General features: G+C 39.2%; 32 protein-coding genes. 11 read left to right on the top strand and 21 right to left on the bottom strand.

The window, feature by feature from the left end; genetic code table 11:
• The 6 genes from TOL2_RS09365 to TOL2_RS09340 form a co-directional block, all read right to left on the bottom strand.
• Positions 1 to 1,323 carry a phenylacetate--CoA ligase family protein gene (locus TOL2_RS09365; RefSeq protein WP_014957252.1) on the bottom strand — a complete coding sequence of 441 codons (1,323 nt, stop codon included), beginning with the start codon at positions 1,321 to 1,323 and terminating at the stop codon, positions 1 to 3.
• Positions 1,324 to 1,473: 150 nt separating this feature from the next.
• Positions 1,474 to 2,487 carry a TRAP transporter substrate-binding protein gene (locus TOL2_RS09360; RefSeq protein WP_014957251.1) on the bottom strand — a complete coding sequence of 338 codons (1,014 nt, stop codon included), beginning with the start codon at positions 2,485 to 2,487 and terminating at the stop codon, positions 1,474 to 1,476.
• A 298-nt stretch (positions 2,488 to 2,785) separates the two neighbouring features.
• The gene (locus TOL2_RS23585) at positions 2,786 to 3,664 is read right to left on the bottom strand and encodes a PAS domain S-box protein (RefSeq protein ID WP_014957250.1); all 879 of its coding nucleotides are present in this window, start codon (positions 3,662 to 3,664) and stop codon (positions 2,786 to 2,788) included.
• Positions 3,665 to 3,680: 16 nt separating this feature from the next.
• Positions 3,681 to 4,670, bottom strand: a complete 990-nt coding sequence (locus tag TOL2_RS09350) for a DHH family phosphoesterase (protein ID WP_014957249.1) — start codon at positions 4,668 to 4,670, stop codon at positions 3,681 to 3,683.
• A complete protein-coding gene (locus tag TOL2_RS09345) occupies positions 4,663 to 5,766 on the bottom strand; it encodes a hypothetical protein (RefSeq protein WP_014957248.1) in 1,104 nt (367 codons plus the stop codon). Before TOL2_RS09345 ends, TOL2_RS09350 begins: the two co-directional genes overlap by 8 nt.
• A gap of 56 nt (positions 5,767 to 5,822) precedes the next feature.
• Positions 5,823 to 7,214, bottom strand: coding sequence for a TIGR01777 family oxidoreductase (locus tag TOL2_RS09340; RefSeq protein ID WP_014957247.1), 1,392 nt, complete (start codon positions 7,212 to 7,214; stop codon positions 5,823 to 5,825).
• 209 nt (positions 7,215 to 7,423) lie between these two features.
• On the opposite strand from TOL2_RS09340, the gene rd reads away from it, so the two are divergent.
• The 3 genes from rd to TOL2_RS09325 all read left to right on the top strand — a co-directional run bounded on the left by rd (position 7,424) and on the right by TOL2_RS09325 (position 9,389).
• Positions 7,424 to 7,582, top strand: a complete 159-nt coding sequence (rd, locus tag TOL2_RS09335) for a rubredoxin (protein ID WP_083863890.1) — start codon at positions 7,424 to 7,426, stop codon at positions 7,580 to 7,582.
• A gap of 119 nt (positions 7,583 to 7,701) precedes the next feature.
• Positions 7,702 to 8,898 (top strand): FprA family A-type flavoprotein, encoded by a 1,197-nt coding sequence (locus tag TOL2_RS09330; protein ID WP_014957245.1) that lies wholly within the window; start codon positions 7,702 to 7,704, stop codon positions 8,896 to 8,898.
• Positions 8,899 to 8,921: 23 nt separating this feature from the next.
• A complete protein-coding gene (locus TOL2_RS09325; RefSeq protein ID WP_014957244.1) occupies positions 8,922 to 9,389 on the top strand; it encodes a ferritin-like domain-containing protein in 468 nt (155 codons plus the stop codon).
• A 128-nt stretch (positions 9,390 to 9,517) separates the two neighbouring features.
• Here the strand turns inward: TOL2_RS09325 and TOL2_RS09320 are convergent, their stop codons facing one another.
• The 5 genes from TOL2_RS09320 to TOL2_RS09295 form a co-directional block, all read right to left on the bottom strand.
• A complete protein-coding gene (locus tag TOL2_RS09320) occupies positions 9,518 to 9,898 on the bottom strand; it encodes a desulfoferrodoxin (RefSeq protein ID WP_014957243.1) in 381 nt (126 codons plus the stop codon).
• A gap of 119 nt (positions 9,899 to 10,017) precedes the next feature.
• Positions 10,018 to 10,224 carry a hypothetical protein gene (locus TOL2_RS09315; RefSeq protein WP_014957242.1) on the bottom strand — a complete coding sequence of 69 codons (207 nt, stop codon included), beginning with the start codon at positions 10,222 to 10,224 and terminating at the stop codon, positions 10,018 to 10,020.
• 633 nt (positions 10,225 to 10,857) lie between these two features.
• The gene (gene trxC / locus TOL2_RS09305) at positions 10,858 to 11,307 is read right to left on the bottom strand and encodes a thioredoxin TrxC (protein ID WP_014957240.1); all 450 of its coding nucleotides are present in this window, start codon (positions 11,305 to 11,307) and stop codon (positions 10,858 to 10,860) included.
• 9 nt (positions 11,308 to 11,316) lie between these two features.
• Entirely contained in the window at positions 11,317 to 11,748 is a 432-nt protein-coding gene (locus tag TOL2_RS09300; RefSeq protein WP_014957239.1) for a flavodoxin domain-containing protein, read from the bottom strand.
• Positions 11,733 to 12,923 carry an alpha-hydroxy-acid oxidizing protein gene (locus tag TOL2_RS09295; protein ID WP_014957238.1) on the bottom strand — a complete coding sequence of 397 codons (1,191 nt, stop codon included), beginning with the start codon at positions 12,921 to 12,923 and terminating at the stop codon, positions 11,733 to 11,735. The genes TOL2_RS09300 and TOL2_RS09295 overlap by 16 nt, the downstream gene beginning before the upstream one ends.
• A 390-nt stretch (positions 12,924 to 13,313) precedes the next feature.
• Here TOL2_RS09295 and TOL2_RS09290 point away from each other — a divergent pair, with 390 nt between their 5' ends.
• The 4 genes from TOL2_RS09290 (at position 13,314) to TOL2_RS09275 (ending at position 15,873) form a co-directional block, all read left to right on the top strand.
• Positions 13,314 to 13,580 (top strand): glutaredoxin family protein, encoded by a 267-nt coding sequence (locus TOL2_RS09290; RefSeq protein WP_014957237.1) that lies wholly within the window; start codon positions 13,314 to 13,316, stop codon positions 13,578 to 13,580.
• Entirely contained in the window at positions 13,570 to 13,899 is a 330-nt protein-coding gene (locus TOL2_RS09285; protein WP_014957236.1) for a ferredoxin-thioredoxin reductase catalytic domain-containing protein, read from the top strand. Before TOL2_RS09290 ends, TOL2_RS09285 begins: the two co-directional genes overlap by 11 nt.
• 17 nt (positions 13,900 to 13,916) lie before the next feature.
• Complete coding sequence (locus TOL2_RS09280; protein ID WP_014957235.1) at positions 13,917 to 15,095, top strand: citrate/2-methylcitrate synthase; 1,179 nt, start codon at positions 13,917 to 13,919, stop codon at positions 15,093 to 15,095.
• Between the two features lie 124 nt (positions 15,096 to 15,219).
• On the top strand, positions 15,220 to 15,873 hold the full coding sequence (locus tag TOL2_RS09275; protein WP_014957234.1) for a rubredoxin-like domain-containing protein: 654 nt from the start codon (positions 15,220 to 15,222) through the stop codon (positions 15,871 to 15,873).
• Between the two features lie 13 nt (positions 15,874 to 15,886).
• On the opposite strand, the gene TOL2_RS09270 is transcribed toward TOL2_RS09275, so the two are convergent.
• From TOL2_RS09270 to TOL2_RS09250, 5 genes are all read right to left on the bottom strand, one after another.
• Positions 15,887 to 16,678, bottom strand: coding sequence for an exodeoxyribonuclease III (locus TOL2_RS09270; protein ID WP_014957233.1), 792 nt, complete (start codon positions 16,676 to 16,678; stop codon positions 15,887 to 15,889).
• 69 nt (positions 16,679 to 16,747) lie between these two features.
• Positions 16,748 to 17,428 carry an acetate--CoA ligase family protein gene (locus TOL2_RS09265; RefSeq protein ID WP_014957232.1) on the bottom strand — a complete coding sequence of 227 codons (681 nt, stop codon included), beginning with the start codon at positions 17,426 to 17,428 and terminating at the stop codon, positions 16,748 to 16,750.
• On the bottom strand, positions 17,422 to 18,789 hold the full coding sequence (locus TOL2_RS09260; protein WP_014957231.1) for a CoA-binding protein: 1,368 nt from the start codon (positions 18,787 to 18,789) through the stop codon (positions 17,422 to 17,424). The genes TOL2_RS09265 and TOL2_RS09260 overlap by 7 nt, the downstream gene beginning before the upstream one ends.
• A gap of 293 nt (positions 18,790 to 19,082) precedes the next feature.
• A complete protein-coding gene (locus TOL2_RS09255; RefSeq protein WP_014957230.1) occupies positions 19,083 to 19,544 on the bottom strand; it encodes a ferritin family protein in 462 nt (153 codons plus the stop codon).
• Positions 19,545 to 19,702: 158 nt separating this feature from the next.
• Positions 19,703 to 20,620, bottom strand: a complete 918-nt coding sequence (locus tag TOL2_RS09250; RefSeq protein ID WP_014957229.1) for a TIGR01777 family oxidoreductase — start codon at positions 20,618 to 20,620, stop codon at positions 19,703 to 19,705.
• A gap of 254 nt (positions 20,621 to 20,874) precedes the next feature.
• Between TOL2_RS09250 and TOL2_RS09245 the strand changes: the two genes are divergently transcribed.
• Together TOL2_RS09245 and TOL2_RS09240 are read left to right on the top strand one after the other, a co-directional pair.
• A complete protein-coding gene (locus TOL2_RS09245) occupies positions 20,875 to 21,876 on the top strand; it encodes a PAS domain S-box protein (RefSeq protein ID WP_041279387.1) in 1,002 nt (333 codons plus the stop codon).
• 59 nt (positions 21,877 to 21,935) lie between these two features.
• Entirely contained in the window at positions 21,936 to 22,289 is a 354-nt protein-coding gene (locus TOL2_RS09240; RefSeq protein ID WP_041279918.1) for an HIT family protein, read from the top strand.
• Between the two features lie 21 nt (positions 22,290 to 22,310).
• Here TOL2_RS09240 and TOL2_RS09235 read toward each other — a convergent pair whose 3' ends face one another.
• Genes TOL2_RS09235 through TOL2_RS09215 form a run of 5 tightly spaced genes read right to left on the bottom strand, consistent with a single transcriptional unit; the run spans position 22,311 to position 25,317 of the window.
• A complete protein-coding gene (locus TOL2_RS09235; RefSeq protein WP_014957226.1) occupies positions 22,311 to 22,910 on the bottom strand; it encodes an MlaC/ttg2D family ABC transporter substrate-binding protein in 600 nt (199 codons plus the stop codon).
• A gap of 28 nt (positions 22,911 to 22,938) precedes the next feature.
• On the bottom strand, positions 22,939 to 23,286 hold the full coding sequence (locus tag TOL2_RS09230; RefSeq protein WP_014957225.1) for an STAS domain-containing protein: 348 nt from the start codon (positions 23,284 to 23,286) through the stop codon (positions 22,939 to 22,941).
• Between the two features lie 7 nt (positions 23,287 to 23,293).
• A complete protein-coding gene (mlaD, locus tag TOL2_RS09225; RefSeq protein WP_014957224.1) occupies positions 23,294 to 23,731 on the bottom strand; it encodes an outer membrane lipid asymmetry maintenance protein MlaD in 438 nt (145 codons plus the stop codon).
• 17 nt (positions 23,732 to 23,748) lie between these two features.
• Entirely contained in the window at positions 23,749 to 24,522 is a 774-nt protein-coding gene (locus TOL2_RS09220; protein WP_198408358.1) for an MlaE family lipid ABC transporter permease subunit, read from the bottom strand.
• Between the two features lie 9 nt (positions 24,523 to 24,531).
• A complete protein-coding gene (locus TOL2_RS09215; protein ID WP_014957222.1) occupies positions 24,532 to 25,317 on the bottom strand; it encodes an ABC transporter ATP-binding protein in 786 nt (261 codons plus the stop codon).
• Positions 25,318 to 25,852: 535 nt separating this feature from the next.
• On the opposite strand from TOL2_RS09215, the gene TOL2_RS09210 reads away from it, so the two are divergent.
• Positions 25,853 to 26,251 carry an iron-sulfur cluster assembly scaffold protein gene (locus TOL2_RS09210; protein ID WP_014957221.1) on the top strand — a complete coding sequence of 133 codons (399 nt, stop codon included), beginning with the start codon at positions 25,853 to 25,855 and terminating at the stop codon, positions 26,249 to 26,251.
• A gap of 197 nt (positions 26,252 to 26,448) precedes the next feature.
• Entirely contained in the window at positions 26,449 to 26,847 is a 399-nt protein-coding gene (locus tag TOL2_RS09205; protein ID WP_014957220.1) for a response regulator, read from the top strand.
• Position 26,848: the final 1 nt, after the last annotated feature.

Genomic DNA, 26,848 nt, shown 5'->3' with positions numbered 1-26,848 from the left:
TTATTTTTTCCGCAGATCCTTAAACCGTTTTGCCTTAACTTCATACCGCGGCAGACTGCCATAATCATAGTATTCAATTCGATACCTCAAATTTGTTTTCAGTCTGAGCTGATCAATCAGGGTGTTTTCCACATTCAACTTGGTCACCTCTGGCAAAAGCTCCACTTTAAGCTTTATCCGGTCCACATCGCCCTGTTTGTCAACTATAACCTCAAACTCGTCGCCCAGGCCGTCAATGGATCTGACTACCTCTTCTATGGCAGCCGGTGAAAGCAGCACCCCTTTGACCTTTGTAATGTCATCGGAACGTCCCAGAACACCGCCTTTGATCAATCGAAACGTTCGGCCGCAGGTACACGATTCCGAATCCCATTCAATCACATCCTTGGAATCAAACCGGACACAGGGCTGGGCAATTCTGTCCAAGGCAGTTATGATCATTTTTCCTCTCCGGCCAGGCTCTTCTATGATATGACCTGTTTCAATATCTTCAATTTCCACAAGGAACATGGCTTCATTCACATGCATGCCGTGGGGCTGATCCTCACACTCGTATGCCCATGCACCGATCTCAGTTGCACCGCAGTGGTCATAGACCTTGGCACCCCAGGCATCTTCCATTCTTTTTTTCGTACTGGGAATGCCGGCACCCGGCTCTCCTGCACAGGTAATTTTGCTGATGGACAATTCCCGGGAATCAATTCCCATCTTGTTCTTTGCCACATCAGCCATGTTTAACACATAGGTCGGGGTGGCCATCATGGCGGTGGCATTCAGTTCCTGAATTTTCAAAATCCGGGCCTGGGTATCCAGTATCCCGCCGGGAACCACTTCACACCCCAACTTTTCAGCCCCATAATGAGCTGCCCAGAACGCAACAAAAATATTATACCCAAAAGGAAGAAACACACGATCTTTTGCGCGATATCCCTGTGACCACAGGATAAAGGCCCAGCATTCAGCCCACCAGTCCCAATCCTGCAGGGTATCGGGTTGATATACCGGCTGTCCTGTGGTGCCGCTGGTCTGACGAAAGGCTGAAACCTCTTCCAATGGAACACACAGGGCATCTCCATAGGGATAGGGATCTTTTTTCTGAATATCTCTCATCATGGATTTTTCAACCTTTGGAATCTTCTTGATATCATCAAAGGACCGGATATCATCAGGAGTTAACCCTGCTGTATCATAGAGTGCCCTGTGAAATTTTGAATGGGTATAGGCCCAGGTCAATATTCGCTTAAATTTTTTAAATTGCAGTTGTTTAAGTTTTTCCCGGGGCATTGTCTCCAGTACCGGATTCCAATATTTCTGATGATTCATCTGCTTTTCCTTACATAATGGTTTTAAATAGCGGGAACATGATTTTTTAAGGCGGTCATTTAAACCGTATCCCCCTGCTATTTCATATTTTTCATTCCGACCAAATAATTTTTTATTAACTGCTGATATGTGCGATACATGTTCTATGGCTTAACGATTTTTTTCCATGCTTTTTTTTACAAAATCAACAATTTTTCTGCCGTCAAACCCTTTTTTATTCATCTTTTCAACATATTGATCAATAACCGGCTCAATGGCATTTTTCCATTTTTCAGATTCCGCATCACTTAGTTCAATCACTTCATGCCCAAGGCTTTTAAAATAGGCCAGCCCTGTCTTGTCGCTTTCATCCCATGCCTGACCGTGTTTTACAATCCATTCTTTGTTGATTTGACTGATAATTTCCTGAAGATCTGCCGGGATTGAGTTCCATTTTCTCTTGTTCATAACAACATAAAATGATGAAGTATATGCAATTGAAGTACTCATGGTCAGGAAATCAGTGACTTCCCCCATTCGCCAGCCTTTGTTTGTTTCAATGGGATACATGGCTCCTTGAACAATATTTTTTTGAAGGCTTGAATAAAGTTCGGGCATGGGAAGAGAGACCGGAGTACCCCCAAGGGCATTGATTACCATTGCACTTGTGCCATGGCCCCGAAGTTTCATGCCTTGAAAATCCGCCATGGTTCGAACAGCCTTTCCCTTTGTATGAAGAAGGCCTGCACCATGAGCATGAAGATACATAACCCGGGTATCGGACAATTCTTTGGGCTTTAATTCATCGTACAGCTCATTTACCACTTTGGTGGCCTGAACACCGCTGGTATACCCAAGGGGCAGATCAGCAGCTTCCAAAACTGGAAATCTTCCCCGGGTATAGGCAAACAATGCCAAGCCCACATCGGAAAGCCCAACTACCACACCGTCATAAACCTGTTTAGACTTGCTCAGTGTCCCTCCTGGATAATATTCAACCACCACCTTTCCATCTGTTCGTTTTTTCACTTCATCGCACCAGCCTTGAGCCAGTTTGCTTTGAACATGGGTGGGGGGAAAAAAATTGGAATAGGTTAATTTAATGGGTTTGGCATAAAGAATTGAACTAAAGAAAAATGCACAAAACACAATGAGGGCAATCCGAAAACACATAAAATTTTTCATTTTATCGATCTCCTTGGTTAAAAGTAGTCACACGATCTTATGATGAACGATTACATCACCTCCTTTCATATTTTTTTGGCATTTTTTTTAAGACGGTCAGATCCAGTTGCAACAAATCAGTGCCAACAGCTAATGATACATAACTATACTGAAAAAAATCATCACACAAGAGGTATATAACAGGGGTAAAACAGGTATAAAATATACCAGGTCATATAAAATTTTGATAACCTCAATAGTGACCTTAATTATTTATTGCGAACAAACCCGTGGGAAACACCAGGTCTGTCTGTGGCAGTTATTCAGTGGAAGATAAAAAAGTCTGAAGGTTGATGGATTTATTGGTAATGCCGACTTTTTTCCTGATACGTTTGCGATAAAACTCAACGGTTTTTCCGGATAAATTTAAAATCTGAGCTATTTCCTTGGTTTTCTTTCCGTATTTAACCATATTTGCCACCTGAATTTCAGATGGAGTAAGATTTAAGAATTCCAGGGAAAATTTATGCAAAAAAGGGGAAACAATATCATACAGGGTTGATTCCATGATATCCAGGCACCCTTGCTGGCTGTCACTGAGATTGTCTTCCCTCATTCGCTCAATATAGGGAATAATCAGTTCCCTGACATTTAAAACCATTCTTTCTTCAAGCACGGTTTTATCTTCTTCTCTTTTCTTTAACAGAACCCGTAAAGCAGTATTCACTTCTTCAAGGTTTCTAGTTTTATTTTCAAGCTCCCTGGTTCTTTGTTTAATCCTGAGTTCCAGCAGATTCTTTTCTTTTTTATGCTTTGAAATATCGGTAACAATGGCAAAACTGCCCTTAAACTTACCATTGTCATCAAAATAAGGGGTCGGGGTCATAATGGCATGAAGTTTAGACCCGTCTTTTCTGGTCCACACAATTTCATAGGGGTGGCTTTCCCCTTTTTGGCGTTTTTCATGCTGCGCAAAAAGAATTTTTTTATTCTCGTCATCTAGAAATTGATCAACTTTCCAACCTATGATCTCATTTTGCGTGCGTCCCCACATCCGGCAGAGCATCTCGTTGGCATATGTAGCCACCTGGTTTTCATCGACTTCTGTCAAGCCGTGCCCCATGGTTTCAACAAGTTTTCGATACCGCTTTTCGCTGTTTGATAAGGCTTTTTCTCTGTCAGGCTTTGGTAAAATCATCGTTCCATTTTTAAAGTTATTCGATTTTTTTCCCGGCTGTCTTTTCAATAACCGATATTATCCAGTCTCCCAGCTCTTTTTTACCAACTGATCCTATTTTTTTTCTGATCAGTTTCAAATCAAGCTCAGCCCTTGCCATTGTCTTGTGCCCGCCAGCAGACCCAAACATGGAAAACGCTTCTTTTACAGTATTTCCAGCCCCTTTTCTCAACCCGTCATTTCGAATGATAATTATCAGTTTTTTTTCATACACACCTGAAATAATGCTCCAGTTAACCTTTGAAATGGTTAAAAAAAAGTCTGCCACAACAACCAGTTCATCAGGTTTGGAAACATTGCCGGCATGAAAAAAAATCCGGTTGTTGATCACTTTTCGGCCCCTTATGGCCCTGCCTAAAAAATCAAGATCCTCCTGGGTAAAAGCTGCTCTTTCCACTTTGGTGACAATATTATTATCTGCATACTGATACAGGTATTGGAAAGCCCGAATATCTTTCAGGCTTGCCTGCCGGGTAAAATCAGATGTGTCGGTTTTAATTCCCAGCATCAGGGCTGCTGCAAGCCGTGCAGAAGGTTTTATTTTTTTTGATTTTAAATATTCGGTCATAATAGTGGAACAGGCACCGTATTCAGGACGTATATCAACATAGGCTGCCTCATCAAAACTTATTGGATGGTGATCAATAATAGCATCAAAACAAAACCCTGAAAATTGTTCATTATGATCCGGCTGGGAGTCCACCACCACAAAAACATTAAAATTTTCTTTTTGAATATCATCCAATACCATAAGACCCGGTTCTGTATATTCAATCATGGCAAGGTTATCGGGCCGGCTTATCTTGTTGAAATGGGCAATACAAACTTCACTGACCTTTCGCCACAGCAATCGTTTAATCACCATGGCACTGGCAATGGCATCTGGATCGGCATTGATAACTACAAGGACTTTTGAACTTCCTGTGAAAAGGTTAAAAAACCGTTTGAGTTTTTCCCGGTTACTCATCTGCTGTTTTCCTCTTATTGCTGCTAAAGAACAGGGTCAACGTTATAAAAGAATATCCAATAATGGCAAAAATTGCAAACCAACCGTAAAAAACACCCAGAGGCGCAAGAACTACTGCAGTCAACCAGTGAATACAGATCACCGTTGCAGAATGCAATTTTATGGGAAAATCATCAAACCTGCAAATAACGGACAATCCGCACAGGTTCCAGCCATAAAGGGAAGCAAACACATGCATATGTATCAGCCATTTTGTTTTTAAAGGGTCATACCCTTCAGACATTTGCAAAAATATATAGGCAATGCCGGTTATTGCGGTAAAGATTAAAAATCCGATCCCGGATGTTAAAAAAAGCTTTTGCTGAATTTTATCTGCAAACTTCGAGTAAAGGTAAAATACGGTTACAACAGCCACAAAAAGTGCTGACGTCACAAAAACCTGGGGAATAAATCGTTCAAATAAAATAAAAACAAAAAAAATGATCACACCAAGAGTAATGGTCCAGAAACACAATTCCATAAGCAACTTGACCCAAGATGCTTCTATCTTTTTCAACATTGAAAAAACCACTGACAAAGAGATCAGAGACAATGGAAAAGAAAATCCCAGAAAAAATGTATTCAGGGTCAATTTTTCCATATTCACGAAATTAAAGTATTCATTATTTAAAATAACCAGTGTTGCAATAACAAGCCCGCAGGAAAGACACAACAGCGATGCCTGATGAAATTTTTCAGAGACCGGTTCTCCGGGCTTAAAAAAAAGAAAAGGCAAAAATGAAAATTTATCCGTACGGATTTTTTCCACCAGAACAAACAGTATAATGGAGACAAGGATGGTAATTGGATAGAGTTTTAAAAAAGCTGAAAACGCATAAATAAGCGAGCCTGAAAAAAAAAACCACACTGTTTTGGATACCGTCTCTTTGCCCTGTGTATAATAAAGGAGGATGGTGCCCCCGGTGCAAAGATTAAAAAGAAAAATATGAAGCCGTTCAAAACTATAATTATCTGCCGGAAAATAAATATGAACAAACCCGAAAACAAGGGCAATGATCATTAAAAAAGAGAAAAGAAGTTTTAATTTTATACTCATGTTGATCTACCTTAATAATTGTGTTGGTGATGAGGCTATATGAAATCGAAAAAATTTTATCTGCCAAGAGTGTCTTTTAAGGCCCCCAAAAGTGTTTTATGCTGAAATAAAAACCCGTTTTTCAACAATTTTTCAGGTTTCACGCGTGCGCTGGCCAAAAGGGTTTCTTTTCCCATTTGCCCCCATAAAACAAGGGCCACAAACCTTGGAATGACAAAAAATACTTGTTTTGAAAAAACTTTTGCCAATGTTTTTGAAAATTCTTTGTTGGTAACAGGATTTGGGGCAGTAAGGTTAACTTTTCCTTGGATCTTATCATTGTTTAAAATATGCAAAATTCCTGACACTGCATCATCCATACTGATCCAGCTCATATATTGCCCACCGCGTGAAAGCCTGACCCCGCAACCAATCTTAAACGGCAGTTCCATTCTTGCCAAAGCGCCGCCGGAAGGCGTAAGTACCACACCGATTCTGAGTTGAACAGTTCGAATCCCGGCCTTTTGTGCATCAGCGGACGCATCTTCCCATTGCCTGCAAACCTTTGAGATAAAACAATTACCCATACTTGAGGCTTCTGTTAACATTGCAGCGCCTCCTTCACCATAATATCCAATGGCCGAAGAAGAGATAAAAACCTCGGGTTTATGATCAAGACTTTTCATTTTATCCACAAGCAGGCGAGTGGGAATTATCCTGGAGTCAATAATCTGTTTTTTTTGCCGGTCCGTCCACCTTCCTCTGGAAATATCAACCCCGTTCAAATTGATAACAGCATCAATGTGTCCGATAGTTTCAAGGTCAAGAATACCCTTGTACGGATCCCAGAAATATTCGCCTGGTGACAAGTCCTTATCTGTTCGCACCAGACGGACAACCTCATGACCACAGGTTTGCAAAAAAGGAACCAGCATACTTCCTATGGTTCCGCTTGCACCTGAAACAAGAATTCTTTTCTTTTTGTCTCCTATTTTATTTTCATTTCTATTGGCATGATGCTCCAGGTCATATTTTAAAACCCTGTGCCGGTAGGCAAACATTCTTTCAAACTCTTTTTTGGCCACCCTGTAAAACGGCCTGCTTAACCAGCCAAACGGCAGTTTAAATTCAACCCTATCCTCCATGATGGAACTTTGCAGACCATCAGGATAAAACCTGTGGGTATGTTCCCATTTGGAAAACGGCCCTTTTATCTGCCTGTCTTTGAACACCTTGTTTTCCTGATAATCGAAATGTTCGGCTTCCCAGACCATGGGTATCTTAAAAACACTTAGCCTGAAAATTACTTTTACTCCTTTTTTAACACCATCACCACTGCGGGCGATCATTTTTAATGGTGCCCAGGGAGGGGTCAACCTCAGAATAGCTCCGTTTCTTTCATGCCAGGCAAAAAGCCTTTGGACGGGTGCATTAATTTTTGTTGTTTTTATATAAATAGCATGGTTCATATTTTACTCTAAAAGATAAATGATTCATTGATTTTACGCACCTTATACTATAATAATAATCTTGTTAAAACCCTTTTATCAGTAAGGAAAATTAAAAAACTCAAGGCACACTCTTTGCATTATTTTGCAATAAGACGATGACACTTAAGAGTGCTGAAATAATTCAGCAGCTGATTTTAATTGATTATTATTTGGAGGAGCAAAAAACAATGGATAAATATCAATGTGTTTGTGGATATGTATATGACCCGGCAAACGGCGATCCTGACAATGGAATTGAACCTGGAACTTCTTTTGAAAATCTGCCCGAAGAATGGGTATGCCCCCTTTGCGGCGCTTCAAAAGAAAATTTTAAGAAAAAAGATTAAAGTTCAATAAATGCCACGGGCAGCCTTGGTCTTTCAACCATGTTTGCCCACAACAAAGCTTGAAAGTCACTGTTTAGATTTTTAAAGACTTTCATATAAAAAAAGGAGGCAAAACATAAATGTATAAACCCATTGAAATAGCGGATGGGATCTATTCTGTCGGATGCCGGGACTGGGATATTCGGGATTTCCATGGTTACTCCACCTATGAAGGTACAACCTATAATGCATTTTTAGTACTGGGTGAAAAAAATATTCTCATTGATACTGTAAAAGAAAAATTTTGCGACGAACTGCTTTCCAATATCAGCCAGATTATTGACCCAAAGAAAATTGATATACTGATCAGCAATCATACGGAAATGGATCATTCCGGAGCCATCCCCAGAGTGATGCATAAAATAGGAGAAAACAAACCGCTATATTGTTCAAAAATGGGAGCGAAAAACCTGAAAAGCCATTTTAACCGCGACTTTAATTTCCAGGTTGTGGGAAGTGGCGACGAACTTAAAATAGGGAACCGGACATTTTCGTTTCTTGAGACAAGAATGCTTCACTGGCCGGACAGCATGTTTACATATCTTGTGGAGGATGCCATCCTTTTTTCAAGTGATGCCTTTGGACAACACTATAGCGGAGACATGTTCTTTGATGATCAAATTGGAGATGCGATCATGTCCCACGCAAAAAAGTATTATGCCAATATTCTGCTTCACTTTTCACCAAGGGTTCAGGCACTTTTAAAAGATGTTGCAAAAATGAACCTGAAAATCAATATGATCTGTCCGGATCACGGCATTATCTGGCGGGAAAATCCATCAAAAATCATTGAAGCTTATGACAAATGGTCCAGACAGGAACCTTCCAAAAAAGTGGTTGTCATTTTTGATTCCATGTGGGAAAGTACCGCCAAAATGGCAAGGTCCATTACCAATGGGATTGAGTCAAAAGATGTGAGTGTAAGGCTTATGAACACACGCAAATGGCACAGAAGTGATATCATGACGGAAATTATTGATGCCGGAGCTATTGCCGTGGGCTCTCCGACACTGAACAACGGTATTTTCCCGGTAATTGCAGATGTCATGACATATGTCAAAGGATTACGGCCCCAGAATAAAATTGCAGCAGCATTTGGTTCTTACGGATGGAGTGGTGAAGCTGTTAAAATACTGAATAAGGATTTTTCTGAAATGAAGTGGGATATTATTGACGAGGGCGTTAAAGTTCAATATGTTCCGAATGAAGATGATCTGAACAGATGTTTTGATCTGGGGATTAAAATAGCGAAAAAATTAAAGAAAAAACTATCTTAAAAAAAGAGATTCTGGAGGAAAGAATGCCTAACGAATTCAATGCAAATGAAATTTTTGAAATTGCTATAAAAATCGAACAAAATGGTGCAATATTTTATCGAGATGCTGCAAAACAAATAAAAGAAGAAAACCATAAAGAATTTCTCCTTGAGCTGGCAAAAATGGAAGATGAGCATGAAGCCACCTTTGCCACTATGCAAAAAGATTTGCAAGACGAGGAAAAAACTTCTACAACCTTTGATCCTGATGATGAGACAGTTCTTTATTTAAAAGCACTCGCAGATATCCGGGTCTTTTTTGAAAAAGATCAGCCTGACAACAGCTTTAAAGGCATATTAAACAGTGCTATTCAGGCAGAAAAAGATTCAATCGCATTTTACCTTGGCATGAAAGAGCTGGTCCCCGCAAAACTGGGCCAATCAAAAATTGATGCGATTATTAAAGAGGAAATGAGTCATATAAGACTTCTTGCAGGAAAATTAACCAAATAATATTGTTTTGTTTTATTAATTTAAAACCCCCCACTGTATCATACCCTATCCATACAGTGGGGGTTTTATTTATCCGCTTAACCCGGCTCTAAAATTTTCAAAAGCGCACTTGATTTTTAAAAGCACGCTTAGGATTTCCAAAGGCCATGAAGATTGCAATAGGCTCTTGCTACAACTTTTGCAGCATCAGTTTTAAATTCAGCTTCAGGCGCACTTGAAGGTGTCAGCATCTGTCTTTGCACAAACGTGTTATCCTCTGATGCAAGCTCAATCCACTCAATCCAGTGATCATTGCCCATGGGATGAGCAACACTTCCCACCTTTACCAGGTATCCGCCATCAAGTTTTTCAATCACGGGCACATGTTTTTCCAATGCTGCATCCACTGTATTCTCAACCAGACGGTCCATTGCCTGACCACAACACATGACGGGCGGTTTTTCTCCATGAAGGACCTGTACAATATTTCCACATTTGCCGCATTTGTAAATACCAAGTTTTTCAGCCATTGAATCTCTCCTTGCTCATGTTTTATAATTATTATAATCAACCAAAAAAGAAGTTTTGGATCTAAAAAAACCGACGAAAAAAAATAACAACTCAAGATATAGAATATCTTATATGATAGTTATAAAAATTTTTCCAGCAATATTTCAGATTTATTCCCGGTTAAAATCCCACTGCAAATATTTTCCGCCAGTTGTTCTTCATTTTTGGTAACTGCTTTAAAAATAGAGGCCATTTGATAATAAATTTCGTCTTGGGATTTTAAAGCGAAATAGGAAATAGACGAGTCAAAACTTTTCCTTTTTTTTCCAACTTTTAATTTGGACATCTTTGATCCCTCCTAAAATATTTTATTATACCCTCATATTACGATTAACTCTGCAAACACCATACCAGTCAATCAAAACAAGGAGATTTATGTTCGCCTCCTTATCTTTTTATAAACTGCCATTACAGACAAGCTGCCACAATAAAAAGCAAAAAAAATCTGACTCCAATATATTTTTAAAGCCTTCATATAAAGCCTTTAAAAATTCAAACAGCGATATTTATGTTTTGTTGTGGCAAAATCCAGACAAAAAACCAGGTCTGCCGTGGCAATTATTCAGCAAATCGTTATGCCTGATAAAAACAAAAGGCAGTCAATAAAAACAAAAGAAACAGTCATGTCTCAAACAACCGTATCAATTATCAACAACAGACAATACAACTATGTCCCATATTAAACAAAGACTGTGATGATAAAAAAAAATTGGATTTAAAAAATTGATTTTTTATACTAACAGAAATTTAAATATTTTTTCAAGACCTTATTTTTTTAATTTTCCATCCCGGCTCACCATTTTTTGAAACACAAAAAAAAGTCCGCCCGGAATGGCCTTAAACAGCCATATCCAGGCGGACAAAAAAACATTCAAAATTCATCCGGCGGCTTAACAAACCAATAAATTCTTCACTCTTTTTATCCAAGGACTCTTGCAATCTGCGATTCCAATTGTTCTTTTGGCAAGGCACCAATCAACTTGTCAATAATCCGGCCATTTTTTACCAGGAACATGGTCGGAATACTTGAAATGGAATATCTTGAGCCAATCATGGGATTTTCATCCACATTCAGCTTGGCGATTTTCAATCTGCCCCTGTATTTTATCGCAAGTTCATCCATGACCGGGCCAATTGCCTTGCATGGTCCACACCAAGGCGCCCAGCAATCCACTAACACAGGCATTGAAGAAGACATCACTTCGCGGTCAAACGTATTGTCCATAACAATGACCGGCCGACTTAAACTTTCCACAGGCAAAAATTCTTTACATTTCCCGCATTTGGGTGCTTCATTAATTCGCGATACCGGAACCCTGTTTTTTGCGCCGCAATTTGAACACGCCAATATCAATTTATCAGCAGTCATTATTTTTTCCTAAATCATTTTTGCAATGCTTTTTCCATATTCCTGAGCCGCCTGAATGCCCCCTTCAACCCCGCTTGCTTTGAGCATCAAGGGACCTGATACCATTTTCATACCAAAAATATGATCCATGGTATCAAATATTCTTCCAGGCGCTTCCCCACTCCAGCCATATGCACCAAAGGCACCGCCAGGCTTATCTTTAAGCTCTGCGCGTTCACCAACAAACAGAATCTGTTTCATGGATGTAATCATTTCACCATGATAGGTAGCAGATCCAAATGCATATCCGTCATACCCTTTGAGGTCATCTTCACTCTTAATATCGCTTGTTCTTTTAAGTTCAGCCTCGTGTCCTGAAATACGAATCCCTTCAGCAATCAGTTCAGCAATTGATTTTGTCTCATCCGACCTTGATGCATAAACGATTAATACTTTTCCCATTGCTCCTCCTTATTTTGGTTATAATCAAATAAAATTTTTGAATCAATCATTTTTATATTTTTCATCCCAGTCATAAACATAGCTTTTTTCAATGTTTTTTTAATATGTTCAAAATGCATTTTCACACCCAACGTTCCGGCACCCACAGCCGCCCTTATGATATCTCTTCCCAAAAGCACTGCATCTGCACCCAGGGCAAGCATTTTTAATACATCATACCCTGTTCTCACCCCTCCGTCGGCCGTAATTGTAACCAAATCCCCCACTTTTTCCCTTATCAAAGGCAACATAGTTGCAACCCCAGGGGTTGAATCCAGGACCCTGCCCCCGTGGTTGGATACGGCAACAACAGAGGCTCCTGCATCTGCACACATTAAAGCCTCGTCAGGAAGCATGATACCTTTGGCGATAAAAGGCAAATTTGTAAAATTTACCAGCTCTTCAATATCTTTGACACTCTTTTTGAACACCGGCTGCCCATGCAACGCCATAATGCTTGACCCGCAGCCGTCCAGATCAATGCCAAACGCTTTGCATCCACAGTCTTCAGCATTTTCAATCAGCTTTTTCAGGACATCTTGTGATCTTGGTTTAAATATGGGAATGCCGTATCCTTCACAGGCTTTCATGGCATTCAGAGATGGATTGTCATCAAGTGTATAAAACCATGTATCCCCCCGCAATCCAATAGTGCCCGCTTCTTTTGATCCCCTTAACACAGATGTACAAAACTGGGTTTCATCCATAGCATCATTATATTTCTGGGCTCCGGCCGTGGAGGATGCCAACACTGGAAATTCAAGATCCACATCCAGAAAAGAACAGGTTGTATCCGGCTCGAAATGATCTCCAAGTACTGACATATTCAATTGGATTTTCTCAAGGGCTTCTGAATTTCCCCTGAAAGATCGTCCGAGTCCTATGCCGCCAAGCCCGATAGGCTTGCCATAAGCCTCCCTCTGGCATATTTTATCAAAACTGCCGTCACAAGAAGGATAGCCTGCACAGATTCCTTTGAGTTTTTTCCTGGCCAGATCCCTTACCTGCTCAAGGGATTGGGGAACCTCTTTTATATTAAAAATCATTCGATGGTCTGCATCACAGATTTCACAGATGACGGGTTTATCTTCATAATCAGACATTTCATGACAAACAGAACAATACCACTGATTCATTAATTTCCTCCTTTTTTGATTTAGAGTCTGCCAAGGGTATCATTCATTCTAATTTTAGCAAACCCGTATTCAAAAAACCGGTTTATTTTTACAAACCCATTAAAATCACTACAAAGCGCTATAACCACTAATGACTGATTACTAAAAGACAAAGCAAAATCCGGGCCAATCTTATATTAAAATTTTTCCAACATTTTTTTTGACTAATCTTTGTTCGCAGCAAAGTCACAGGTCAAAAATCAAACAAACCAAAGTAAGCGGTCAGATGTTACTTTAAACTTGCAAAACCGGCATAATTTATGCACAATCCATTATCTTAAGTTTATTGTCTTAAAATCAATCAGGACAGATTGTTTTTTTTTAAAACATATATTATCAAAGGAGAAACAAATGGCCAAGGATAAAACAACTTTATATGCATTAAGCACCTGCAGCCATTGCAAATCAACCAAAAAGCTTCTTTCCGAATGCAATGTGGAATATGAGTATATTGAGGTGGACGACCTGGAAGGAGAAGAACGCAAAGCAATTCTGGCTGACATAAGAGAACTCAATCCTCGCTGCTCTTTTCCCACCATCAAAATCAACGAAATCGTCATTGTCGGATATAAGGAAAAACAAATCAAGGAGGCATTAGGAATTAAAAATGAAAGTTGAACAATTGTATGAAGCATTGAAAAAATCCCAGGAAGCCAAAGGAATTTATTTTAACAAAGACAAAGATCTGGTGTTTGAGCTTCTTGAATCACTTCTTTTAAATAAAAACCGGTATGGATATATGGCCTGCCCCTGCAGGCTTGCCTGTAATGACAAAGAAAAAGACAAAGATATTATCTGTCCTTGCGATTACAGAGAGCCTGATCTGGAAGAATTCGGAGCTTGTTTTTGCGGTCTTTATACTTCACAGGCACTTCATAATAATGAAATTTTGTCAACATATGTTCCTGAAAGAAGACCCCCTGAAAAAATATTTTAATCTTTAAGGAGATAATCATGGATGAATGTTTGCCTGTTATGAATACTGGCCTTCGGGGTGTTGCCGTGGCCAGTTCAAAAATTTGTGATGTCCGGGGAAAACAAGGAAAACTGATCTATAGAGGATTTTTAATTGAAGATCTTGCCCAAAATGCAACATTTGAAGAGGTCTGTTTTCTTTTGTTGTACGAAAGGCTTCCCAAAAGAGCAGAGTTAGAAGACTTTCAGCAAAGCCTGAAACAAAAAAGAAACATTCCTGAAAATATTTTTTCTTTTCTCAAAATACTTCCAGCAGACACAAACCCCATGGATGTCCTTCAAATGGCCACACCATTGTTGGTTCAAAATGATATAACTGTCGGAAAGCCCGGAATTGAAAACACTCTTTACAGTGCGGAAAATCTTATTTCAGGACTGGCAATTATTACGGCTGCATGGGACCGGATAAGAAATAAACAAGAAATTATTCCACCGGACAACAACTTATCCCATGCTGCAAATTTCCTATATATGCTCAAAGGTGAGATACCTGATGATGAAACAGCCCGTTTTTTTGATACAAGTCTTGTGCTGCATGCAGAACACTCTTTTAATGCCTCAACATTTACAGCGCGACAAGTTGCATCCACCAAGGCACATATTTATGCTGCCATATCCGCTGCCATAGGTTCTCTTTCCGGTTCTCTTCACGGCGGTGCCAATGTCAGGGTGATGGAAATGTTAAAGCAGATAGGCTCTGTTGATAAAATCGACGGGTATATTCAAAATATTTTAAATTCAGGCGGGCTTATCATGGGGCTGGGTCATGCAGTTTACCAGACAGACGACCCCAGGGCGATCATACTTGCTCCCATGAGCCAAAGGACGGGACAGATTGCCAATCAACCCCTGTGGTATGAACTTTCAAGGGAGCTTGAAAAAAAAGGCAAGGATGCCTTTAAGGCAAAAAAACAAAAACAAATCTTTTGTAATGTAGATTTCTACAGTGCCTCGTTTTTCCATGCCATAGGCATTGCCATGGATCTTTTCACACCTGTTTTTGCGGTTTCAAGAGTCAGTGGATGGTCAGCCCATGTCATTGAAGAACAATTTGCCATGGCAGCCCCTAAACCAACCCTTTACAGGCCGGGAGCCGAATATATCGGGGACTATTGCGGACCGGATGAATGTCTGTTTACGGATATGGATGAGCGTTAATAACGGCCAAGGGCAAATCCTGGATTTTATTTAAGATTTGCCCCAAACAAACATTGAAAGTCTCAGTGTGATTTTTTTTTGAAGACTTTCATATCAAAAAAAACAATTGTAAAGGATGATATAAATGAAAGTTTGGCAGTGCAGTGTTTGCAAGTATATTCACAGGGGAGACACGCCCCCTGAAAAATGCCCTATTTGCGGAGTGGATGCAAGCAAGTTTGTGCAAATCGATGAGGCGTCCATACCTCAAAAAATCCCCCAAAAAAAAACCGTTAAAGAGCCCTTTAAAGAAACGGGGCCCAAAACACCTGTGACCAAAAAAGACCAAGCACCACCACCTGAAAAATGGTTTGAAAAAATCATTTTTTTGCTGGTAAAACATCATGCTCACCCGATTAGCGTACACGCACCCAACGGGATACTGCCGGCTGCTGTCATTCTCTGGCTGTTGGCATGGTTTTTCAGTTTCGAGCTTTTTGCCAAAACCGCTTTTATCAATATAGTTTTTGTTGTCCTTGCCCTTCCTTTGGTAATTTTCACAGGCATACTGGAGTGGAAAAAAAAATATAAGGGAGCTATGACCTCAATTTTTAAATTAAAAATTCTGGCCGCTACAGTGACAACAATTTCATGCACTATAAGTCTTGTGTGGTATCTTTTAGACCCCAATATCTTATCTTCACCCAAAGCCTGGGTATTTATTTTCATCAACATCATTATGCTTGCTGCCGTAGGCATTGCAGGACATATTGGTGGGAAACTGGTGTTTAAAGATTAACCGGACATCCCCATCAGATATTTATTACAATACCAATTGGGCAATGATCTGATCCAAAAACTGTATTATCGATAAAGGCTTGCTTGACCAAGCCTTTATCGATAAGGTCTTTTGTCACAAAAAAATAATCAATACGCCATCCCGCATTGTTTTTTCTTGCATTAAACCGGTAAGACCACCATGAATACTTGACTTTTTCAGGATAAAAATATCTGTAGGTGTCCACATACCCCATGTCAACCATATGATCCAGCACATCCCTTTCAATCCTTAAAAAACCGGATCGTTTGGAATTGGGCCCAGGATTTTTCAAATCAATTTCATTGTGGGCCGTATTAAAGTCCCCAGTAATAATCAGGCTTTTTCCCTGGTCTTTCAATTGATTTGCATAGTCTAAAAACCAGTCATAAAAAGCAAGTTTATACTCAAGCCGTTCATCACTCATCTGACCATTGGGAAAATAGATATTAAATAATATAAATTTCTTATAATCCAATTGAATGACACGGCCTTCATTATCAAATTCAGGCCTGGAAAATGATGTGATAACTTGTTCTGGTTCTATTTTTGAATAGGCTGCAACACCACTGTACCCTTTTTTTACGGTTGAATAAGACCAGAAAGATTCATAGGAATTCAACCGGATCATCTCATCTGTGCGCTGGTTTTCCTGGAGCTTTGTCTCCTGGAGCAGGAGAATATCGGGATCAAGCTCACAAATACTGCTTGCAAACTCTTTTTTCATCACTGCCCTAAGGCCGTTTACATTCCATGAAATTATTTTTAACTGCTGTTTATCAGACATAGTTGTTTCCCGTATTTTTTATCTTTCATGTCTCATGGTACAAGTTTGTACCAATACAACCCGCTTACATCAAAATGACGGCAATATAATTCTTGCATCAGCGATAACACACCTGTCCCTGGTACAAATCACAGGATTCAAATCCACGGATTCAATATCTTCTTCAAGCTCCATGATCAAATAAGAAAAATTAACCATCAAATATGTCAGAACCTGCATATTCACACCATGCCCTCCACGATATCCGGATATGAGATCTTTTGCTTTTAATGATTCTACCATTGAATAGACATCGCCGGGTTTAAGCGGTGCCATCCGGATGGCCGTATCATTATAAATTTCAACGGATGTGCCGCCAATGCCAAAAACAATAACAGGACCAAACTGATAATCATTTTTTGCACCAATAATAATCTCAAGCCCCTGTAGCATCTGTTCGACAAGAATCATTTCACACCCGTCAAGTTTTTGCAGTCTTTTCATTTCTTTTTTCAAATGATCGCTTGAAGAAATGCCCGTAACAACGGCCTGAACCTCTGTCTTATGAAGGATTTTCTTTGAAACCGCTTTTGCAACAACCAAAGATTCGGATTCTCTCATGAACTTGTCTGCAGTCTCAAAGGAATTGGTTAAAACAAAATCCGGGATATCAAGCCCCCGCATCTTCATCAAGGCTTTTGCATCTGGTTCCAGAACCCATCCCAGGGATTTGCTTTTATCTATAATTTTTTTGCTGTTTTTTGTTAACATGGTCTGCACCTTTTCAATGCCTTAGCCATCATGACTGCCCCGTCCACAGAGGATGCCACCGGAATATTATTAAGTTCAAATCCTTCGATGATGATTTTATATTTATCTTCATTGGGTACATAGGCAATCAAAGGTTTTCCTTCATTTCTTGCCAACTGGCTGAGCTTTGCACCAATATCTGCTGAAACGCCCGGCGAATAAGGAATCAACAAGGCCAAAATACATTCAATATTTTTATCTCTTGACAGATATCTTGCCGAAGTCAAAATATCACTGTCCACAGAACTCCCGGTAAGATCCAGGGGGTTGGCAAGAGAAACAATATTCCTGATTTCCGGTGATAATTTCTCTTTAATGGCATCCATGGTCTGCTGTTCCATCCTGGGAATGGACAGTCCGTACAGATCACAGGCATCCGCTGCCAGAACGCCATGCCCGCCGCTCAGGGAGATAATGCCGACATTGCCGTTAATACCTTTGGGATAACAGCTTAATGCCTCACAAAAGGAGGTCAGCTCATATTCATTATCTGCCTCAGCCACACAATGCTGTTTCATTATTTCGGAAAAAACCCTGTAGTCTCCTGCCAGAGAAGCCGTGTGACTGGAAACCGCCTCAATACCTTTTTGACTCTTTCCAGCCTTTAAAATTACAATAGGTTTAGAACATTGCTCGGCTTTTTTAATAAAATGTCGCCCTTCCCTTTTTTCAAAACCCTCGACATAAAAAGCGATCACCTTTGTATCAAAGTCCTGCTCAAACCACTCCAGCATGTCTGTTTCCCTGACACATGCTTTGTTCCCGATGCTTACTGCCAGCGACACACCAATCCCCTGGCCTGCGAATTTAACCATTTGATCTACTAACACCCCTCCACTCTGACTGACAAAACCGATATTGCCTTTGTCCGGACGAATAATCCGTTCACCAGGCAAAAAAAACGTATCCACATGATCAGGAGCATAAATTCCAAGGCAATTGGGACCGATAAAAGGAAAAGATGCTTCTTTGGCAATATCAATCACCCGTTGCTGTAAGCTCAAATTTCCGGCTTCTGCAAATCCGCCGGATACGATTACCGCCCCCCCGACACCCTTTTTAATACATTGTTCCATCACCTTGGGAACAAACTGTGCCCGGACAGCAATAACAGCCATATCAATGTTTTCTTCGATATGGTCAACCTGTTGATAAAGTGTTTTCCGATTTAAAATTCCCCCCTTTGGATTGACAGGAAATGTTTTTACCGGATAACGCAGATGATTTTTATTATATATCACATTGGCCGGGTGATTATCCTGGGATGTCGACACTCCTATAACCGCCATAGTCGATGGTCTGAAAAGATATTTTAAATCCACTTTTTTCCTTTTTTTCAGGCAATCTTAAGTTACAGCGATAAAACTGCCGTCATTTTTAAAAAATCGTTGAAACAAATACAATGCACAGGTGGTTGATTTTAAGAATAAAAGCCGTTGCAAAAAATATTTTTTACAACGGCTCAATTAGTTATGTCAGGTAGTGTGTCAGGGTTAAAAAAATAACAGCACATATATTGTATACAATTTGCTCAAAATTCATTTTAAAACCCTGTAATAGATTCAGCAGAAGGGTTGATACAATTTTGCGGTCAAACCTTTTTTACTGATATAATTTAATTATCCTGATCAGCCAGGTAATCATCATACATTGATTCTAAAGCAAGTTTGTGTTTTGATTCTTCCTGCACAAGAATCATAAAAACCTTTTTTGCATCTTCATTGTCTGACTGATCGGAAAGCATTGAATAAAGCTTAACCGCTTTTTCTTCTCGTTTCATGGCAATTTTGAGAATCTCAGGCATTGGCATCCCTTCTTCATACTCGGTTTCAACCAGGTAATCACTTATTTTAAGATCTGTGATTTTCTTAAACTCATAGGAATCCATTTTCTTTTTATTACCTGAAATATCGGAAAGAAGTGCAGCATGTTTTTCTTCTTCTTTTGCAAATCTCTCAAAGGTCTCTTTAAGAGATGCCCTGGTTGCTTCTTTGGCCAGGGATAAATAAAATTCAACTGCTTCTTTTTCCTTGTCAATGGCAAAACTTAATATTTCATCAACCGATCCAAATTCCATGTTACTCTCCTCATGTGTTAGCGGTTTTAATTATATTTACTTTCAATAATAAATAATAACAAAGTGATTAAAATGCAAATTGCATACCATATCAATTAAACTATATATACCACATACTCTAATATATATGATAACCCGACTAATTTTCAATTAAAAATTCATTTTCCCAAAATATCGTTAAGCGCTGTATACACATCCGCAAATAAAAAAGGATATCCAACCTCTGCCAGATGCTTGGGAACCGCTCTTTGACTTTGCAAAAAAGCCTTGCCAAGCTGACCCATCACCACCCTCACCATAAAAGCCGGTGCAGGTATAACCGCAGGCCTGTGCAAAACACGCCCCAGGGCTTTGGCAAAATGCTTCTGGCGAACTGGTGTCGGCCCTGTAAAATTAAATGTTCCCTCAATATCTGAATTTTCAACGATAAATTCAACGGCTTTTTCAAGATCCTTGATATGTATCCATGGAAACCATTGCCTGCCATCTCCTAACGGACCGCCTGCGAACAACTTGAATGCAGGAGTCATCAAAGACAAAGCCCCTTCATTCCCAAGTACAACACCCAGTCGCATGACTGAAACGCGGACTCCTTTTTGTCGGGCTTTTAAGCCTTCTTTTTCCCAATCTTTACACACATCTGAAAGAAATCCCCTTCCAGGCTCTGTTTTCTCCGTTAATACGTCTTCTTTGCGATCCCCATAAATCCCCACGGCAGAAGTTGTCAAAAGAGTGTGTGTTTTTCCAGGTTCAATGGCATTAACAATATTCCGGGTTGTTAAAATACGGGAATCATAAATAGCTTGTTTGTATTTTTTTGTCCAATACCGAAAAATATTTCGACCGGCCAAATTAATAATAATATCCGATCCTGCAACATGATCCTGCCATTTTCCTTCAATGGTCGTATCAGCACTGACCCATTCAAACCTGTGTTCAAATCTTTGAGATTTTCTTGAAAACAGATGGGCTTTAGATGTACCTAAACCGGTTACAAAATATCCCTTTGACAGAAAAAGCCGGGCAACTCTTTTGCCGATAAACCCGGAAGCACCTGTAATTAATATTTTTTTCATAACAATTAATCCATTATTATATTGTGTGTTATGTTGTGCTTGATAAAAATATCGGTCAACCGTCACATTTAGTGAGCCAATGTCCGTTTTTGTGATCAAGCTATTTATCTTTGAAAGGTTAAGTTGAAAAAATAACCACACTTTTTCACTTAACAACTGTAAAATAAAATATGCATGGGCCTTTTATTGATTTTTTCTTTATGCTATATCCAGATAAAAAAAAATTGAACATAAAACTCTCAAGGCGGGTAAAGATGTCATCAGACCGACAAAAAAAAAATGTCATTTGTGAAAGCCTGTTTAAAAACTCCCATGCAATCATGTTGATCATAGACCCTGAATCCGGGTCAATTATTGATGCCAATCCTGCGGCGCTTAAATTTTATCAGTATTCAAAAAAAGAGCTGATAGGCATGAATATATCAAAAATCAACACCCTGTCTGAACAAGAACTAAAACAGGAAATGGAAAACAGCAAACTTGAAAAGCGCAGTTATTTCAATTTTCACCATCGGTTAAAAAATGGTGAGATCCGAGATGTTGAAGTTTACAGTGGACCTGTTGAATTTAATAATCAAAAGGTCTTGTATTCCATTGTCCATGACATCACCGAAAAAAATCGGGCTCAAGACATCCTGAAAAAAAGCGAGAGTACCATAAGGGCAATGATTAATGCCACAAAAAGCCTGGTTTACCTCTCCGATATAGAAGGCAATATTATCAACCTGAATACACCTGGAGCGTTGCTGTTTAACAACAGTCCCCAGGAGATGATTGGTAAAAATCTTAATGCTTTTTTCAATGAACCTGATTTTTCAAAACTCAAATTGCTTATGGATGAAGTCACTGAGACTCACAATCCCATCATTTATCAAAAAGAGCATCGCAAAAGACATTATGAAGTTACGCTGTACCCGGTTTTTAACAAATCAAATCAAGTGGACAGAATTTGTGTCTTTGCCAACGACATTACAGATTTAAAAACAACTGAAAAAGTATTTGCCGCCATAGAAACAGCTGGCGGAATCTGCAATGAAATGACTCAGCCTTTGCAGATTATTATCGGGAACCTGGAACTTCTCAAATTAAACATCAAAAATGATGATCCAAACAGACTCTTTGTCAATGCCATGTTATCCCAGGCGGAACGACTCGGGGCTATTACAAAGAAACTGACCCATATCACACGTTATGAAACAAAAAAATACACAAAAGGAAATATTTTTGATATCAATAAATCATCGGGAATCAAATGAACTGCTCACCTGTTTTATCAGAAAACAACACAACAACAAAAAAACATTGTGTATTTTGCATGACAGAACAATTAAACATACTTGTTGAAAATAAAACGGTTTTTGCCATCAGGGACCGGTCACCCGTAAGCCGGGGCCATATGCTTGTCATTCCCAAACGACATTGTCTTGATTATTTTAAAATGACCAGGCAGGAACTTTGCGATTCCCATAAATTAATTGAAATACTGAAAGAAAAGATCCTTAAAACAGATACAACGGTTAACGGCTTTAATATTGGCGTCAATTGCGGTAAAACCGCAGGTCAGACAATATTTCACACCCATATACATCTTATTCCCAGAAGAACCAATGATACACCAAATCCCAGAGGAGGAGTCCGTGGTGTTATTCCTGACAAAATGAACTACTGATTCTAAAAATCGAAAAAAACATCAACTGCCCATTTTTTCTTTGAGTTCTTCCACCAGCTTCTCATAGGAATTTTTCCGCAGGATCTGATCAAACTGGGAGCGATAATTTCCCACCAGACTTACGCCTTCGATCACCATGTCATAGACCATCCAGGAACCATCCTTTGCTTGATACATTCGATAATCAATGGGAATTTCAACTGTGTCCGAAACAACTTTGGTAGACACTTGTGCTTTATTCTTTTTTACAAACTCTTTTACATAGATCACTTTTTCACTGGTATAGGCTTCTATTTTGGCAACATAGGTATCCTCAAGGAGTTGCCCAAACAGTTCAATAAAGGCTTTTTTTTCCTCATCGCTTCTCTGATTCCAGTGTCTGGCAAGACTCAATTGTGACATTTTAGCAAAAGAAAATCGTTCATGGATAACTTTTCGAAGGGATGCTCTTCTTTTTGCAGTAGATTCTTCTCCAGTAAGAGACGGATCACTCAATATTTGCATAACATTATCAATGGTGGTTTTCAACTGATCCTGAACAGAAGATGCAACTGCATTATTTACCGGAATAAAGACACATACAGCAAATAAAACAAGAACAACCAGCCCAAATCGTTTCATCTAAATCCTCCCAAAACAAAAAAACTTTTTAACGTTTACACAAAATTTTATATGCATCATCAAAATCTTTTTTTATGTTAAACACATTATCCAGTTTTGTCAGGGAAAGTGAATTCAGCACATTTTTCCCCAACCCTGTCAAGATAAAATCCTTATTATTTTTCTTGCTCCATTGAAGTCCCTCAACAAGTGTTGCAATACCGGAACTGTCCATGAACAAAACACCTGAAAGATCGACAATAATTCCTTTAATTTTTTCTTTAAAGTAAGGCAAAAGTTTATTACGCAAACCAGGAGAGGTAAACATGTCAATTTCACCCTCAACGATAATGACACCGATGTTATTTTTTTCTTCACTGTTAATTTTAAGATTCACGGTCTGGCTACTTTTTAAAAATATATTTGCTGACCAATTCTTCCAGGCTGATGGCAGACTCAGTATCCATCAAAGAATCTTTATCTCCCAACAGATCATCAGATCCTCCCGGGGATAATTTGACAAACTTGTCTCCTATAACTCCTTTTGTACGAATGGAAGCAATTGTATCATCCGTGATTTTCGTCCCGTTTTTAATTTCCATTTGTACAAGGGCTTCATTTTCTTCAAGGGTAATTCTTTTTACTTTTCCCACCGACACCCCGGCAATCTCAACTGATGCACTGACCTCAAGGCCTTCTATGGAACCAAATCTTGCGTCAATCATAAAAGAGTCAGACCCGAAAAGATCAACATTGCCCAGATTAACGGATAAATATACAAGACAGGCAATGCCCACCATCATAAAGATACCCACTGAAATTTCTGTTTTCCGTCCATACATGATGAATACGTTAAATCCTATAGTAGTAAAGATGTCAAGATATAATCCATAACTAGAATTGAAAGTGATGTCAAAACAACTGTGTTGGTGGTTGCGCGACTCACGCCTTCCGTGGTTGGTTCAGCCGCAAAACCCATAAAAGTAGATATCCAGGTGATCAAAAGGCCGAAACACAAAGACTTGAGAATTCCCCCGTGAATATCCGTAAATGTTATGGCTGTAACCATCTTGCCCAGGTAAGCGCCTTCGCTGACCCCTAACAGTTTAACTCCGACAAGGTATCCGCCGGCAATACCGACCAGGTCAAAAAAAGCGGTTAAAAGCGGCAGGCAGATAATCCCGGCAAGAACCTTAGGACTGATTACATATTTCAAAGGATCAACAGCCATCATCTCAAGAGCTGGAAACTGATCCGTAATTTTCATGATACCGATTTCTGCGGCAATGGCAGATCCTGCCCTGCCTGTCACCATCAATGCACAAAACACAGGCCCCAGTTCCCTGATGATTGAAAGGGCAACCAGTATACCAAGGGCGGCTTCTGATCCGAACTGGTTTAATGAATAATATCCCTGAATGCCCAGGACCATACCGGTAAAAAGAGCTGTAATAAAAACGATCAAAAATGATTTTGATCCGATAAATTCAATTTCTTTGATCAGGCGGGATATCCGGAACGGCGGAATAAATGCCTGAAAAATGGACACAAACAAAAAAATCCCGCTCCTGCCAAAGATCTGAAGACGATTTAAAGTAAAACGTCCCAGTAATGCTGCAATCTCCAAGTTCACATTTTTCCTTTAATCAAACAAAATTTCATCCAGATAATCCTTATCCGCACGGGTAAAAGGGATAGGCCCTTCAGGCTCCCCATTGATAAATTGCTTCACCCTTAAATCCTCACTGTTTTTTATCTCTTCCACGGTTCCTTGTGCAATAATGTCCCCTTGAAAAAGAATAATAATATTATCGGCAATCCTGAAACAGGACTCAATATCATGAGAAACCACAATGGTTGTAATATCCAAAGTTTGATTAAGATCCTTTATCAGCTTATCAATCACCCCTGTTGAAATGGGATCAAGGCCGGATGTGGGCTCATCATAAAAAATTATTTTGGGATCCATTACAATGGCACGGGCAAGCCCGGCCCGTTTCGTCATCCCTCCGGACAACTGGGAGGGCATAAGGTTCTGCGCTCCCCTTAATCCAACCATTTCCAGCTTCATGTTCACGATTATTTTGATAATATTATCGGCAATTTTTGTATGTTCACGCAATGGAAATGCTATATTTTCAAAAACATTCAGGTAATTAAAAAGGGCTGATCCCTGAAACAGCATGCCCATTTTTTTCCTGATTTCATATATTTTTTTTTTACCCAAAGTTGTCAAATCCATACCATCAAAAAAGACAGACCCTGAATCGGGTTTTTCCAACCCAGTGAGCTGCCTTAAAAGGGTGCTTTTCCCTGATCCGCTGCTCCCGAGAATGACAGTGACTTTCCCTTTTTCAAAATGATAATTAATATGGTTTAAAGCGGTGATACCACCATATTTTTTTACAAGATTTTCTACTTTGATCATATATTGATTTATCACTTATCTGTTTATGAATTTTAATAAATGCCATAGCAGACTGACCTGCCACAACAAAAAAATGAAATAGATTTGATTCCAATAAAGCTTGATTAAGTAACTTACCGTAATCACCGTGTCAACGATAATTCAGGATTAATGACAACATCAGACATTATTTCATATCAAAATTTATATCTTTATTTAAACTTACTCCTTAAGTCAAGATGGTTTAAACAGATCCTTTTCCCCGATAAAAAGTCGCATTTGCGCAACATTTTAAAATAACACCATTAATTATTATTCCGATCGTGTTTCATAAACAACCAAAACCATTCGGTTATTATTATTCAGAAACCCTGTACTGGATTTGGCATACTCTTTGCTATATCTTTAATGAAAAAAACAAAAAAACATTTGACTAAATTAAAGACTTAATTTAGAAGCAGATGTTATTCGGATTCCACAAAACATACTAAGCTTCAATAATTGAAATCCGGGCGGATAACACCTGTTTTTTATCTTTTTTAAAATGGAATTAGCAATGATGAGTCAATATGATACAAATTTTTTAAACCACCACTCTTTAAAATATATAGAAATGGCATTAAGGACAGACAGGATTGAAAGAGTTGCCAATCCTGACGGATATGGAAAAAGAACAGGAGACTGTGGTGATACCGTAGAATTCTTCTTAATCTGTAAAAACGATATTATTGAATCCGTCTCTTTTTATATTCAGGGTTGTATAAATACAGCGGCCTGCTGTAATACGGTTGCCAAATTTGTCCAGGGCAAAACAATTGAATCTGCATGGCAGATTTCACCTGAACAAGTGGACAATTTTTTAGAAACCCTTCCTGAAGATCACTTCCATTGCGCAGAGCTTGCAGTGGGAGCGCTATACCTTGCACTGGCCGACTTAAAAAAGGATAAAACCTGATATAAAAAACGATTCAAATAGTCGCGTAACTGCGACTATTTTTTTTTATTTCCAAAACAAACCAGTAGCTCAAAAACATTCCAACCCACTAAAATAATTCATTTATCAACCATCAGTCATTTTATCATCCTTCATGGCACATGGCTTGCAAATTCATAAAAGCCGAACCAAAAAAAATCAAGGGAGATAAAATATATATGATTCATATACTGTTGGTAAGCCGGGAAAAAAACGCCTTTGAAAAACTTGAAACAGCCTTTTCGGACAATAAGATAACAACCGAATGGACTGACAAGGGACAAGAAGCCCTTTCCAGACTCACAGAAAAAAAGATCGACCTGTTCATCACGGAGGAACAACTGCCTGATATGACAGGCAGAGAGCTGATCGAAAAAGTCCTCTTTAAAAATGCCATGATGAACTGTGTGGTATTAAGCGAACTGGCCCATGATGAGTTTCATGAAGCCTATGAAGGATTAGGCGTTCTGATGCAGTTCCCTTTGGTTCCGGATAAGGAACATGTCCAAAAGCTTTTGGATCACCTGAACCTCATTGCTCAAATTGCAAGCCGTACAAGCAAATCAAAAGGAGAATAAA

This window comes from Desulfobacula toluolica Tol2 (assembly GCF_000307105.1).
GTDB classification, from domain to species: domain Bacteria; phylum Desulfobacterota; class Desulfobacteria; order Desulfobacterales; family Desulfobacteraceae; genus Desulfobacula; species Desulfobacula toluolica.
This window is presented reverse-complemented; position numbering and strand designations above follow the sequence as displayed.

Bases quoted from the DNA above. Each gene is read 5' to 3' on its own strand.
- TOL2_RS09365 (WP_014957252.1), bottom strand. From the start codon at position 1,323: ATGAATCATCAGAAATATTGGAATCCGGTACTGGAGACAATGCCCCGG.
- TOL2_RS09235 (WP_014957226.1), bottom strand. From the start codon at position 22,910: ATGAAACGATTTGGGCTGGTTGTTCTTGTTTTATTTGCTGTATGTGTC.
- TOL2_RS09270 (WP_014957233.1), bottom strand. From the start codon at position 16,678: ATGTCTGATAAACAGCAGTTAAAAATAATTTCATGGAATGTAAACGGC.
- TOL2_RS09240 (WP_041279918.1), top strand. From the start codon at position 21,936: ATGACAGAACAATTAAACATACTTGTTGAAAATAAAACGGTTTTTGCC.
- TOL2_RS09340 (WP_014957247.1), bottom strand. From the start codon at position 7,214: ATGAACCATGCTATTTATATAAAAACAACAAAAATTAATGCACCCGTC.
- TOL2_RS09280 (WP_014957235.1), top strand. From the start codon at position 13,917: ATGGATGAATGTTTGCCTGTTATGAATACTGGCCTTCGGGGTGTTGCC.
- TOL2_RS09265 (WP_014957232.1), bottom strand. From the start codon at position 17,428: ATGTTAACAAAAAACAGCAAAAAAATTATAGATAAAAGCAAATCCCTG.
- TOL2_RS09295 (WP_014957238.1), bottom strand. From the start codon at position 12,923: ATGAATCAGTGGTATTGTTCTGTTTGTCATGAAATGTCTGATTATGAA.
- TOL2_RS09215 (WP_014957222.1), bottom strand. From the start codon at position 25,317: ATGATCAAAGTAGAAAATCTTGTAAAAAAATATGGTGGTATCACCGCT.
- trxC (WP_014957240.1), bottom strand. From the start codon at position 11,307: ATGACTGCTGATAAATTGATATTGGCGTGTTCAAATTGCGGCGCAAAA.
- TOL2_RS09290 (WP_014957237.1), top strand. From the start codon at position 13,314: ATGGCCAAGGATAAAACAACTTTATATGCATTAAGCACCTGCAGCCAT.
- TOL2_RS09245 (WP_041279387.1), top strand. From the start codon at position 20,875: ATGTCATCAGACCGACAAAAAAAAAATGTCATTTGTGAAAGCCTGTTT.
- TOL2_RS09360 (WP_014957251.1), bottom strand. From the start codon at position 2,487: ATGAAAAATTTTATGTGTTTTCGGATTGCCCTCATTGTGTTTTGTGCA.
- TOL2_RS09320 (WP_014957243.1), bottom strand. From the start codon at position 9,898: ATGGCTGAAAAACTTGGTATTTACAAATGCGGCAAATGTGGAAATATT.
- rd (WP_083863890.1), top strand. From the start codon at position 7,424: ATGGATAAATATCAATGTGTTTGTGGATATGTATATGACCCGGCAAAC.
- TOL2_RS09210 (WP_014957221.1), top strand. From the start codon at position 25,853: ATGATGAGTCAATATGATACAAATTTTTTAAACCACCACTCTTTAAAA.
- TOL2_RS09325 (WP_014957244.1), top strand. From the start codon at position 8,922: ATGCCTAACGAATTCAATGCAAATGAAATTTTTGAAATTGCTATAAAA.
- TOL2_RS09285 (WP_014957236.1), top strand. From the start codon at position 13,570: ATGAAAGTTGAACAATTGTATGAAGCATTGAAAAAATCCCAGGAAGCC.
- TOL2_RS09255 (WP_014957230.1), bottom strand. From the start codon at position 19,544: ATGGAATTTGGATCGGTTGATGAAATATTAAGTTTTGCCATTGACAAG.
- mlaD (WP_014957224.1), bottom strand. From the start codon at position 23,731: ATGTATGGACGGAAAACAGAAATTTCAGTGGGTATCTTTATGATGGTG.
- TOL2_RS09300 (WP_014957239.1), bottom strand. From the start codon at position 11,748: ATGGGAAAAGTATTAATCGTTTATGCATCAAGGTCGGATGAGACAAAA.
- TOL2_RS09250 (WP_014957229.1), bottom strand. From the start codon at position 20,620: ATGAAAAAAATATTAATTACAGGTGCTTCCGGGTTTATCGGCAAAAGA.
- TOL2_RS09315 (WP_014957242.1), bottom strand. From the start codon at position 10,224: ATGTCCAAATTAAAAGTTGGAAAAAAAAGGAAAAGTTTTGACTCGTCT.
- TOL2_RS23585 (WP_014957250.1), bottom strand. From the start codon at position 3,664: ATGATTTTACCAAAGCCTGACAGAGAAAAAGCCTTATCAAACAGCGAA.
- TOL2_RS09350 (WP_014957249.1), bottom strand. From the start codon at position 4,670: ATGAGTAACCGGGAAAAACTCAAACGGTTTTTTAACCTTTTCACAGGA.
- TOL2_RS09330 (WP_014957245.1), top strand. From the start codon at position 7,702: ATGTATAAACCCATTGAAATAGCGGATGGGATCTATTCTGTCGGATGC.
- TOL2_RS09345 (WP_014957248.1), bottom strand. From the start codon at position 5,766: ATGAGTATAAAATTAAAACTTCTTTTCTCTTTTTTAATGATCATTGCC.
- TOL2_RS09205 (WP_014957220.1), top strand. From the start codon at position 26,449: ATGATTCATATACTGTTGGTAAGCCGGGAAAAAAACGCCTTTGAAAAA.
- TOL2_RS09275 (WP_014957234.1), top strand. From the start codon at position 15,220: ATGAAAGTTTGGCAGTGCAGTGTTTGCAAGTATATTCACAGGGGAGAC.